Below are 12,298 nucleotides of genomic sequence, written 5' to 3' on the forward strand. Positions count from 1 at the left end.
GCATTCGCGGATCCCCCGACAACTGGAGTTCCGGCATCATCCCCGCATGGGCCTATATCGCCTCCGGCTCCCCGCCGGCAGCATGGGTCGACGGGCGAAGCGCCCACTCCTGCGCCCGTTCAACTTGGTAGAACTGATGAGATCATGATTTCCGCCATGTTGGGATGAATATTTTTTTAAATCCATGAAATCTCGTCAAGGATAGTGGAAAGCGGGATCACTCTCGTTACAGGGAAAAAGACCGGCAGGGCAGATGCTTGCTTTCCCTCGGGTAGCGCTGACTATGCCGATTACAGGGGATCTTCGTTCATGACCGAGACTGCAAGGCAGGGATTGAGCCGCCGCGACTTTGCGGCATTGGCCGTCGGGGGCGTCGTCCTCGCCCAGTCGCCCGCTTCCGCGCAGGATGCCGCTCCCGCCGCCAAGGCGCCGCTGGAACCGACCCGGCTGGTCAGCGCGGGGGAAACGCTGCGGCCCGAAATCGTCGGCAATTTCGGCATCGTCGCCGCCGGACGCCATTATGCGGTGGCGGCGGGGACGCGCATGCTGATGGCGGGCGGCAACGCCACCGACGCGGGCGTGGCGGCGGTGTTCGCAGCGGCGGTGACGGAAATCTCCCATTTCGGCTTCGGCGGCGAAGCCCCCACCATCATCTACGACGCGAAGACGAAGAAGGTCTCGGCGGTGAACGGGCAGGGGGTCGCTCCCGCGCTCGCCACGCCGGACAAGTTCGCCAGCGCTGGCGTCATCCCCGGCAACGGTCCCAATGGCGGCACCGTCCCCGCCATGGTCGATGCCATGGCCCTCGCGCTGCAACTCAACGGCACGATGACGCTGGACCAGGTTCTGCAACCCGCCATCGAATTGGCGGACGGTTTCGTCATGTATAATTTCCTGGCCGAAGTCTTCGCCAGCCAGAAAAAGGCGACGTCCAAGTGGAAGGACGCCTACGACACTTATTATCCGGGCGGAACATTGCCGAAGGTCGGCGAAATCTTCCGCCAGCCCAATCTTGCCAAGACCATCCGCATCATCGCCGAAGCGGACCGCGCCGCATATAAGAAAACAAAGGACCGCAAGGCCGCGATCCAGGCCGGGCGCGACGCCTTCTACCGGGGCGACATCGCCCGCCGCATCGGCGCGGCGATGGAGCGCGACGGCGGCCTGATGCGCTACGAAGACCTGGCCGGTTACAAGGGCAGGGTGGAAACCCCCGCCATGACCAGCGTCTTCGGTTATGAAGTCTACAAGGCCGGTTTCTGGAGCCAGGGTCCGGCTATGCTGATGGCGCTCAACATCGCGGAGGCGGCGGGCATCGCGCAGATGGAGCCGGGGTCCGCCCCCTATCTCCACACCGTCGCGGAATCGATCAAGCTCGCCTTCGACGACCGCAACGCCTATTTCGGCGACCCCGACTTCGCGACCGTGCCGATGAAGGGCCTGCTGTCGAAGGACTATGCGGCGCAACGGGCGAAGCAGATCGGCCCGAAAGCGTCGCTGGAGCATCGCTATGGCGACCCCTGGGCGTTCGAGGGGAGGGCGCGCACCACCCCCGCCTTCACCCCCCATATGCTGAAGGCTCCCCCGCGCCCCACCGCCGACACCACCGCCATCGAAGTGGTGGACAAGGACGGCAATCTGTTCAGCGCCACGCCCAGTTCCGGCTGGCTGCTCGGCGGGGCCTATATTGCGGGCGACACCGGCGTGCCGATGAGCAATCGCCTGACCGTCTTCGACCTCGACCCGGAAAGCCCCAATGTCCTCGCGCCGGGCAAGCGGCCGCGCACGACGCTCTCCCCCTCCATGGTGCTGAAGGACGGCGCGCCCTATCTGGCCATCGGCACGCCGGGCGGCGACAATCAGGACCAGCAGATCATGAACGTGCTGCTGCGCGTGCTGGCCTTCGACCAGCCGCTCCAGGCCGCGATCGAGGCGCCCCGCATCAACAGCAACCATTTCCACGCCTCCTTCGCGATCAAGAAGGACGAGCCGGGCGTGCTCGAAATAGAAGATCGCGTGCCGCAGGCGGTCCGCGACGATCTCGCCGCGCGCGGGCACAAGCTCGACGTGCTGGGGCCGTTCGCCGTCTCCACCGGCATCGTCGCCGCGGGCGTCGTGCCCGGCAGCTTCACCTTGCGCGGCGGCGCGGACGTTCGCCGCGAACGCTATGTATTCGGTTGGTAAAAGGGCATTTCGATGATCTCCCATATGAAGCTGTTGTCCGTCGCCCTGCTGTCCGCCTGCGCCGCGCAGGCCCTTGCCCAGCCCGCCAATCTGGCCCAGCCCGCCAACCTGCCCCCGCCCGGCGGCGAAAAGCCGATAGCCTTCGACGTGCATGAGGGCACGTCCATGGCCGTCTCCGTCTCCCCCGACGGCAAATGGCTGGCGGTCGACCTTCAGGGCAGCCTGTGGATCATCCCGGCCAAGGGCGGCAAGGCGAAGCGCATCACCGACTATTTCAACGACGCCCGCCAGCCGGTCTGGTCGCCCGACGGATCGCGCCTCGCCTATTTCGCCTATCGCGACGGCGGCTACGACCTCTGGACGATCAAGCCCGACGGCAGCGACATGCGCAAGCTGACGCAGGGCGCGTGGGACGACCGCGAACCCGCCTGGTCGCCGGACGGCAGGACCATCGCCTTCTCCTCCGACCGCAGCGGCAATTACGACATCTGGACGCTGGACGTCGCCAGCGGCGCGGTGAAGCAGGTCAGCAGCAACCCCCGCGAAGACCGCATGCCAAGCTGGTCCCCCGACGGCGCGAGCATCGCCTATGCCGGGATCGACGGCGGAAAGACCGCGCTCTATGCAACGACCGTGGCCGACGGCAAGGAAAGCCTGCTGAAGCAGGTGGCGGGCAGGGTCGACGCCCCCTCCTACGGCCCCACCGGCCAACTCGCCTATGTCGTTCAGGACGCCAAGGGCAGCCATCTCGAAGTCGACGGCAAATCCGTCAGCGCCGCCGAAAATGTCTTCCCCTTCCGCATTAGCTGGGGGAAGGGCGGCTATTATTACGTCTCCGACGGCAAGATCCGATACCGCAGCGGCGCGCGCCTCTCCACCATCGACTTCGCCGCCACGCTGGAGGCGGTGAAGCCCAGCTATGCCCGCGCCAAACGCGACTGGGATAGCACCGCCCCGCGCAAGGCATTGGGCATCGTCCACCCCACCATCTCGCCCGACGGCAGCCGCATCGCCTTCGTCGCCTTGGGCGATCTCTACCTCATGTCCTCGAAGGGCGGCGCGCCCGAAAACCTGACCAGGGACGCCGCGCTGGACGCCGACCCGGCATGGTCCCCGGATGGCCAGAGCATCGCCTACACCTCCGACAAGGGCGGCGGCCTGCCGCAACTGTGGATGCGCGACCTCAAGACGGGGAAGGACCGCAAGCTCACCAGCATAGACACCCAGCCGCTCGGCGCCGCATGGTCCCCTGACGGCAGCCGCATCGCCTTTCTCGACGTCGACGGCCGCTGGGGCGTGGCGGGCGTCTGCGTCGTCGATGTCGCGACCGGAAAGATAACGCGCCTCCAGGCCTCCCTCGGCCAGCCCGGCAGCCCCACCTGGTCGCCCGACGGCAAATATGTCGCCATCGCGCTCTCCTACAAATATTCCAACAGCTTCCGGGAGGGCACTAACCAGATCTACGTCATCCCCGCCGACGGCAAGGGCGAACCCTTCTGGCAGATACCGCAGGCCAACGCCGGCACCGACACGCGCGGCGGCGGCGGCCCCGCCTGGTCGCCCGACGGCACGAAGATGGCCGCGATCTACGAAGGCCTGCTGAAGATCTGGCCGGTGGAGGCGGACGGCAAGCCGATGGGCCCGCCGCGCAGCTACACCTCCGAAATCGCCTATTTCCCGACCTGGACAGCCGACAGCCGCACCATCCTCTACCAGTCGTCGGACAGACTGAAGACCATCGATACCGAAACCGGCGTCATCCGCGAAATCCCCGTCGACCTCAGCTACCGCCTCGCCATTCCGACCGGCCGGACGGTGATCCATGTCAGCAATCTCATCGACTCCGTCCGCGACGAGACCCAGCATGACAAGGACATCGTGATAGAGGGCAATCGCATCGCCGCGATCCGCGACCACGACCCGGCGCTGCACAAAGCGGACCGCTTCATCGACGGCACCGGCCTCACCGCCATTCCGGGCCTGATCGAACATCACGCCCATCTGCAAAAGGATTTCGGCGCCAATCTGGAGCGCGCCTGGCTGGCCTATGGCATCACCACCGTCCGCGATCCGGGCAACCAGGTCTATGACGCGGTGGAGGACAGGGAGGCCGCCGAAGCGGGCGTCCGCCCATCCCCGCGCCTCTACATCAACGGCCCGCTGCTGGAATGGCAGCGCGTCTATTACAAGATGGGCGTCGCCGTTTCCGGCCCCGCCCATCTGGAGCGGGAACTGGAGCGCGCCCGCCTGCTCAAATATGACATATTGAAAAGCTATGTCCGCATGCCCGACATCTACCAGCGCCGCATCGTGGAGGCGGCGCACCAGATGGGCGTGCCCGTCACCGGCCATGAAATCTTCCCCGCCGCCTACACCGGCGTCGACGCGACCGAACATCTCGGCGCGACCAGCCGCCGCGGCTATTCGCCCAAGCAGGGTCCGATGGGCATGGCCTATGAGGATGTCATCCAGCTTTTCGGCAGGAGCGGCCGGACGCTGACGCCCACCAATTTCGGCGCGCTGACCGGCTATCTGGAAAAGAACCCCTCCTATCGCGACGATCCGCGCCTCAACCTCTATCCGATCTGGGCGCGCAAGACCGTGACGGAGAGCGATCCCCTGGCCGCCCTGCTGCGCCCCCTGATCGCGGGCAGCCTGACAAGCCTCAAGAAACTCTATGACGCAGGCACGCTGGTCGCGGCGGGCACCGACACGATGATCGCCACCAACCTGCATGCGGAGATTTCCTCCTATGTCGACGCCGGGCTGACCCCCTTCCAGGCGCTCCAGACCGCGACGGTCAACTCGGCCAAATCGCTCAATCTGGACGCAGGCACGCTGGAGGCCGGCAAGCTGGCCGACATCACCCTGCTGGAGGGCGACCCCCGCGAAAATATCGCCAACACCTTCAACGTCAGGAAAGTGATCGCCAACGGCCAATATTATGACGTGGCGGAACTGGTGGCCGCCGGACAGGAAAGCGGGAAATAAGAGAGCAACAAAGACATGGCGGATTTTCCCCTCCGCCTCGTTCTCCCGAACATAAGCATCGACATTGCCAGAGTTTGCCCTGTTGAAGCTCAACGTGCTCCTGCGCAGGCAGGAGCCCAGGTCGACCGTCGGAACTGGGTTCCTGCCTGCGCAGGAACACGCTCAACTCGACAGGCCAGGCTCCAAAACAGGGAGCGTTCATGGCCAATTCGTCATCGTTCAGGCTTTCTCTCGCGGGCATCATGGCCGCCGCCATCCTGTCCTCGACGGCCCATGCCGCGCCGGTCGAACATAAACAGGCCCCCGGCGCAATGATCGCCAGCGCCGCCGTGGTCCCGCCCGGCAGCAGCCTCTATTTCCTCTCCGGCGCGACCGGATCGCCCATCGACCCCAAGGACATGGAAAGCCCCGACGCCTTCGGCGACACCGAAGCGCAGGCCCTGTCCATCTTCACCAAGATGAAGGCGCAACTCGCGGACCTTGGCCTCACCATGGGCGACGTGGTGAAGCTGACCGTCTTCCTGGTCGGCGATCCCAAGCTGGGCGGAAAGATGGACCGCGACGGCATGACCCGCGCCTACAAGAAGTTTTTCGGCACGCCCGAACAGCCCAACCTGCCGACCCGCTCGGCCTTCCAGATCGCGGGCCTGGCCCGCCCGCAACAGTTGATCGAGATCGAGGCAATCGCCGCGAAGGGCAACTGACTTTTCCCGCACGGCGCACAGGGGGTATCCATGGACAACAGCACGCAGCCCAGTCGCCGCCAGCTTCTGGGCCTGATCGGCCGCGTGGGCGGCGCGGCGGCCATGTACCAGGCGATGACCGCGCTGGGCCATGCCGCAGAAACCCGGTTCGACGGCCCGCCCGTCCTCTCCGGCGCGAAGCCGGGCGCGTCGGTCGTCGTGCTGGGCGCGGGCCTGGCGGGCATGGTGGCTGCCTATGAACTGGAAAAGGCGGGCTATCAGGTCAAGATACTGGAGTTCCAGGACCGCCCCGGCGGCCGCAACTATACGCTGCGCGGCGGCGACAGCTTCACCGAAAGCGACGGCACCGTCCAGAAGGTGCAGTTCGCCCCCGGCAACTACATCAATCCCGGCCCCTGGCGCATCCCCCACCACCATAATTGCCTGCTCCATTATTGCCGCAAATTCGGCGTGGCGATGGAACCCTTCATCCAGCTCAACCATAATGGCTTCATCCATTCCAGCGAAGCCTTTGGCGGCAAGCCCCAACGCTACAAGGCGGTGGCGACCGACTTTCGCGGCCACACCTCCGAACTGCTGGCCAAGGCCGCGAACGCCAAGGCGCTGGACGCCAGCATCAGCGCGGAGGACAAGGAAAAACTGCTGGAGGCGCTGCGCCATTGGGGCGTGCTGGACGCGAACATGGCCTACACCAGCAGCGTCGCCGTCTCCGCCCAGCGCGGCTACGACCGCCCGCCCGGCGGCGGCGTAGGCGGCGCGCCCACGCCCTCCCAGATCGCAAAACTCGGCGACGTGCTGGACCCGCAGGTCTGGACGGCGATGAGCTTCTATTTCAACTATGTGATGCAGACCACGATGTTCCAGCCGGTCGGCGGCATGGACATGATCGGCAAGGCCTTCGCCCAGCAGGTCGGCAAGCTCATCACCTATAACGCAAAGGTTATGAAAGTCGCCCAGAACGGCAAGGGCGTGACCGTCAGCTATCGCGACGTGCCCAGCGGCCAGGTGAACAAGGTCAGCGCCGACTGGTGCGTCTGCACCATCCCCCTGTCGATCATCAGCCAGGTGGAAATGCAGGTCGGCCCGAAACTGGCGGCGGCGATGAAGGCGGTCCCCTATGCGGGCCAGCTCAAGATGGGCCTGGAATTCAAGCGCCGCTTCTGGGAGGAGGACGACAATATCTATGGCGGCCACAGCTTCACCGACCAGTCCATAGCCCAGCTTTCCTATCCCAACGACCGCTTCTTCTCCAGCGGCCCGGCGGTGCTGCTGGGCGCCTTCGCCCGCGACGCGGGTGCCTTCGAACTGACCGGCATGACCCCGCAGGAACGGATAGAGGCGGCGCTGGCCCAGGGCGAAATCTTCCACCCCCAATATCGCAAGGAATTCCTCAACGGCGTATCCGTGCCGTGGAGCCGCGTCCCCTGGATATTGGGCTGCACCTCCCGCTGGAGCGAGGAGAACAGGGCGGCCCATTACGACAATCTCGTCGCGCTGGACGGCCGGGTTGTGCTGGCGGGCGAACATGCCAGCTATTATGGTGGCTGGATGGAAGGATCGCTGCTCTCCGGCCTCGACGCCATCACGCGCATCCACCAGCGGACGCAGGCGGCATGACCCCGCGCCGCGCCCTCATCCTGATCCCGTCCCTGTTGGCTCTGCTCGCCGCTCCGGCCCATGGCGACACGCCCGGCGGCGTGCAGGCGAAGAACAAGACGGTCGATGGGGAGAAGGTCTACAAGCAGATCTGCGCCGCCTGCCACATGCCCAACGCCATGGGCAGCGGCGGCGGCGCCATCCCGGCACTGGCGAAGAACCGGAAAATGGCCGACCCCGCCTATCCCATCGGCATCCTGATGAAGGGCAAGGGCGCGATGCCCCCGATGAACGACATGCTGTCCCCCGCGCAGGTAGCGGCGGTCATCGCCTATGTCCGCACGAATTTCGGCAACGCCTATCCCCAACCCGTCACGGAAGCGGACGTCAAACGCATCGCCAAGCCCGGCCGAAGCATGGAATGACAGAAAACCCTGTTCTTTCCCGCGCATGCCGATGCGCGGGCCGGCCTGCCGAGCAGCGACGTCTTCACCGCGAAAACCCTTAGCAATTTCCCCTTAATTGATTCGCTTCCTCGCCTCACATCTAATCGGTTTCGATGAAGTGAAGGGGAAGCCATGCAAGTCGCTGTCCAGTCGAAGCCGCAGGTGAATACTCAATCCTGTCCGCTTGTCGTCGATCTGGACGGCACGCTGATCAAGGGGGACTTGCTGGTCGAATGCCTGATCTCGGCCTTCAACGACAGACCCCGCACCATCCTCTCGTCCTTTCTGCGCACTGGATGGAACAAGGCGGCGGTCAAGGCGGAACTGGCGGACAGCTCCGATTTCGATCCCCATTACCTGCCCTATGACGATCAGGTGCTCTCGCTGGTCCGAGCGGCCCGGGCGGAGGGACGACGGACCTACCTCGCCTCCGCGGCCGACGCCCGGCTGGTGTCGCAGATCGCGGATCATCTCTGCCTGTTCGACGGCTGGTTCGCGTCCGACGGGACGACCAACCTGTCGGGCAGGGCCAAGCGCGACCGGCTGGTCGCGGAATTCGGGGAGGGCGGCTTCGACTATATCGGCAACGCCATGGCCGACGTGCCGGTCTGGGAGCATGCCGCGCAAGGCTATGCCGTGCGCGCGCCGACTGCCGCCTTCCGCCATATGCAGCGCAGGGGACGCCCGCTCAAGGCCCTGGCGGAGGAGGGGGGCGGCCCCAGGCTCTGGCTGCGTCAGTTGCGCGTCCACCAATATGTGAAGAATGCGCTGGTCTTCGTGCCGCCGCTGATCGGCAATGAGGTCACCCGGCTGGCCCTGCTGCAAAGCCTTTGCGCCTTCGTCGCCTTCTCCCTGATCGCGTCGTCCATCTATATCGTCAACGACATCGTCGACCTGCATGCCGACCGGCGGCACCCCAGCAAGCGCGGCCGTCCGCTCGCCAGCGGGCAGTTGCCGATCGGGGCTTCGCTGATCGTGTCCGGCCTGCTGCTGGCTCTCGGCCTGCTGACGGGGGCGATGGTGTCGCTGCCGCTGCTGGGCGTGCTGTTCGGCTATTTCGCGCTTACCAGCGCCTACAGCTTCGTGCTCAAGCGGAAATTCCTGATCGATGTCCTGGCGCTATCCCTGCTCTACGCCGTGCGGGTGATCGGCGGCAGCGCGGCGACGGGGATCGTCATGTCCGACTGGCTGCTCGCCTTCGCCGTCATGTTCTTCACCAGCCTGGCGCTGATCAAGCGCTACACCGAACTCGCCAAGCGCAAGGACGCCGATCTGGGCGACGCCAGCAACCGCAATTACAAGGTCAGCGACATGACCATGGTCATGTCGATGGCGGTGGCTTCCGCCTATGTCTCGATCACCGTGCTGGCGCTTTATTTCACCTCGCCGGCCGTCAACGGCTCCTATCGCCATCCCGACCTGTTGTGGATCATCTGCCCGATCATGCTCTACTGGGTGGGGCGGATGCTGATGCTGGCGCATCGCCGCCTGATCCACGACGATCCGGTCGTCTTCGCCCTGCGCGATCGCATGAGTTCGGGCATGGTCTGCCTGGTCCTGCTCATCATGTTCGCGGCGCACTGATCCCATTCCCGGAGGAAAACCTTGCCTGCCCAAGCCCTGGCTGAACATCGCGCCGCCGCCGGCCTGCTGTGGCCGCTTCTGGTCCTGACCTGCGTGCTGCTGTCCTCCGGATCGCAGGTGCTGATGAAGATCGGCATGAACGGCGCCCCGGTGCAGAATGCGTTGGCGCGCGGATCGGCGATCGAGATCGCTGCCACCATCGCGACCACCCCCCTGGTGATCGTCGGCATGGCGATGTTCGGCCTCAGCGCCGGGGCGTGGCTGATGGTCCTGTCCCGCATGAACCTGTCGCAGGCCTATCCCTGCGTCGCGCTCGGCATAGTAGTCACCGCCATTTGCGGCTTCTGGCTGCTGGGGGAGGCGATTTCGCCGGCACGCCTGGGCGGCATCGGGCTGATCGTGGCGGGCGTGCTCGTTACGGGGCTGAACTGAGATGGCGGCGACCGCGCTTGGCGCGCCCGCCCGCCGCACCTGGCCGATCGGCGTCAGCCGCGTCGACCTGGTGCTGGTCATCCTGCTCAGCATGACGGCCATGGCGACCTGCCTGTTCAACGGCAAGGCGCTGTCGCCGCAGGTCTATGACACGTTCAACATCTATTTCCAGGCCGATCCGCCCCGCGTCATCTCCAACATGACGGAGCGCTGGAGTCCATGGCAGAACCGCACCGTCGCCCATCCGCTCTTTTCCATAACCGCATTGTCATCGGTCAAGGCGCTCGCCTTGCTGGGCCTGCCGCCGATGCAGGCGATCGGCCTGCTGCTGCTGATCGCCGCCGCGGTCAGCGCGGGCGGATTCCATGTGGCGATGCGGCTGATGGGCCTTGCCCCCGCGGCGGCGGCCGGCTTCACCCTCGCATTGCTCGCCAGCGCCGGTTTCCTCCACTGGTATGCCTTTATCGAAACCTATGCATTCAGCGCGACCGGCATCGTGCTGATGCTGATCTTCACCTGTTCGATGCGGAGCCTGCCCCGCGCCGGCTGGATCGTCGCTTCGGCGGCAAGCGTCGCGATGCTGATCACCAATTGGGGCCTGGGGCTGGCGGCTGCCTTCTTCCGCCTGCCGTTCCGCCAGTTTCTGCTGGTCAGCGGGGGCGCCTTCCTGCTGGTGTCGGCGGTCTCGGCGGTCCAGATGAAGCTGTTGCACCGCGCCGCCTTCTGGCTCGACCCGCGCATCATCGCCAAGGAAAAGACCTATGCCGGGCCGAAGATGCATGCCGCCGGCATAGAATGGCGCCCGTTCATCAGCGCACGCAACGCCCTGCTGATGCCGGGCGTCGTGCCGTCGCCGCAGCGGGACAGGATGGAGACGGAGATCGGCGCTTCGACGGTCGTCACCAACCAGTTCGCGCCGCTCGGCCGGTGGGGCGTGGCAGGTACCGTTGCCGCCGCCGCCTGGCTGGTCCTGCTGGCCGGAGGCGTTGCAGGAACGCTGGCCGATCGGCAGAGGCGGCCCATCGGCCTGGCGCTGGGGCTGTTCCTGGCTTCGAAGATCCTCTTCCACAGCGTCTATGGGGAAATCACCTTCCTCTACGCGGCGGACATCGCGGCTGCGGCGCTGGCTTTCGCGGCGCTGGGATGGTTCTCCCCCTATCGCAAGACAGTCGTCGGCGCGCTGGTCCTCTTCATCGTCGTGGGTTCCATCCATAATGAGCGGCAGTTTCTGACCGCGGCGAAGCTTTCCAACCAGATTGCCCTGGACAAGCAGCATGGCCGCGCATCCGGCATCTGAGTCAGATTCTGAGCCGCTTCGGCAAGGACTGCCGCATGCCCTCTTCGCTATAGAGCCACATCCGGCCCAGATTTCCCACCCGGTCATGAAGGACCAGCGATCCGAACAGGGAGAACAGCATCAGGAAGGGCGTGACCCATAGAAAGGCATGATCCCCCAGCGGCAGGACCGACAGCGGCATGGACAGCGCGGCGATGACCAGCCCATGGCCGAGGTAGATGCTGAGCGTTCGCCGCCCGAAAAAAAGCAGCGGCCGCTTCAGCCACGAAATCCGGTTGAGCAACGGGGCGACGCCGACTGCCGCCATCAGGCCCGCCATGGACAGGCCGATATGCGCGCCGGGATGGCGCGTCAGCATCCAGAGGGCCGCAAAGCCTGCCGCTCCGCCGACGATCAGCATCGCGGCATGGCGCGGCGCCCATTCCGCCAGCGCCCGACCATACCATGCCCCGCCGATGAAGAAGGGCACATAGAGCAGGCCGTTGCGCCACGGATAATGGGGCAGGTCCGCCGCCGCCTCGGCCGACAGGGCGCAAAGCAGGAAGATTGCCGACAGATGGACCGGACTTCGGAAGCGGGCAATCGCCTTGGCAAGGACCAGATAGATCGCCATCAGCCACAGGAACCATTGTCCGCTGGGCGGGATGATCCACATATAGATGAGCTGCCATTTGGAAAGGCCCAGCGGCTTCAGCCCGTCGGTCGGGTCGAAATAGCGGAAGAACAGCCAGTAGATCACGGTCCACAGGCTGTAGAGCCAGACGAGATTGGCCACCCGGCCGGTCAGCAGCCGCACCCACGACCGGCTGAGCGCCCCGGCGGCGAACAGCCCCGCTATGGCGAAGAACAGCGGCATGCGGATCGGCTTCGCCAGCGCATCGAGCGTGGAAAAGACCGCCCAGCCATGGCCGATGGAAGCACCCGTCTGCGCGGCATGATGGAAGACGACCAGCAGGATCGACAGGCCCTTGGCCACGTCCAGCCAGCCTATACGTCCCTCATCGTCCTTCACCGACCCGTGCGCGACCCTGTTTTCCTTGCGCATCCAGTCTTTCCTTATCGTC

General features: G+C 65.4%; 9 protein-coding genes. 8 read left to right on the top strand and 1 reads right to left on the bottom strand.

The features are described from left to right. Positions 1 to 309: 309 nt before the first annotated feature. The 8 genes from Sj15T_RS18250 to Sj15T_RS18285 all read left to right on the top strand — a co-directional run bounded on the left by Sj15T_RS18250 (position 310) and on the right by Sj15T_RS18285 (position 11,234). Positions 310 to 2,184 (top strand): gamma-glutamyltransferase family protein, encoded by a 1,875-nt coding sequence (locus tag Sj15T_RS18250; RefSeq protein WP_013053767.1) that lies wholly within the window; start codon positions 310 to 312, stop codon positions 2,182 to 2,184. A 12-nt stretch (positions 2,185 to 2,196) separates the two neighbouring features. Further along, positions 2,197 to 5,175 (top strand): amidohydrolase family protein, encoded by a 2,979-nt coding sequence (locus tag Sj15T_RS18255; protein WP_013053768.1) that lies wholly within the window; start codon positions 2,197 to 2,199, stop codon positions 5,173 to 5,175. Between the two features lie 200 nt (positions 5,176 to 5,375). Beyond that, complete coding sequence (locus Sj15T_RS18260) at positions 5,376 to 5,879, top strand: RidA family protein (RefSeq protein WP_013053769.1); 504 nt, start codon at positions 5,376 to 5,378, stop codon at positions 5,877 to 5,879. A 30-nt stretch (positions 5,880 to 5,909) separates the two neighbouring features. Further along, a complete protein-coding gene (locus tag Sj15T_RS18265) occupies positions 5,910 to 7,496 on the top strand; it encodes a flavin monoamine oxidase family protein (protein WP_013053770.1) in 1,587 nt (528 codons plus the stop codon). Then, positions 7,493 to 7,900, top strand: coding sequence for a cytochrome c (locus tag Sj15T_RS18270; RefSeq protein ID WP_013053771.1), 408 nt, complete (start codon positions 7,493 to 7,495; stop codon positions 7,898 to 7,900). Before Sj15T_RS18265 ends, Sj15T_RS18270 begins: the two co-directional genes overlap by 4 nt. Before the next feature lie 153 nt (positions 7,901 to 8,053). After that, positions 8,054 to 9,505 carry a UbiA family prenyltransferase gene (locus tag Sj15T_RS18275; RefSeq protein WP_013053772.1) on the top strand — a complete coding sequence of 484 codons (1,452 nt, stop codon included), beginning with the start codon at positions 8,054 to 8,056 and terminating at the stop codon, positions 9,503 to 9,505. Positions 9,506 to 9,526: 21 nt separating this feature from the next. After that, positions 9,527 to 9,937, top strand: coding sequence for an EamA family transporter (locus tag Sj15T_RS18280; RefSeq protein ID WP_013053773.1), 411 nt, complete (start codon positions 9,527 to 9,529; stop codon positions 9,935 to 9,937). Position 9,938: 1 nt separating this feature from the next. Further along, complete coding sequence (locus Sj15T_RS18285) at positions 9,939 to 11,234, top strand: hypothetical protein (protein WP_013053774.1); 1,296 nt, start codon at positions 9,939 to 9,941, stop codon at positions 11,232 to 11,234. Between the two features lies 1 nt (position 11,235). On the opposite strand, the gene Sj15T_RS18290 is transcribed toward Sj15T_RS18285, so the two are convergent. Next, positions 11,236 to 12,279 carry an acyltransferase gene (locus tag Sj15T_RS18290; protein WP_013053775.1) on the bottom strand — a complete coding sequence of 348 codons (1,044 nt, stop codon included), beginning with the start codon at positions 12,277 to 12,279 and terminating at the stop codon, positions 11,236 to 11,238. Positions 12,280 to 12,298: the final 19 nt, after the last annotated feature.

Origin of the sequence: Sphingobium sp. TA15, from assembly GCF_037101235.1 — a bacterium.
Lineage (GTDB): Bacteria > Pseudomonadota > Alphaproteobacteria > Sphingomonadales > Sphingomonadaceae > Sphingobium > Sphingobium indicum.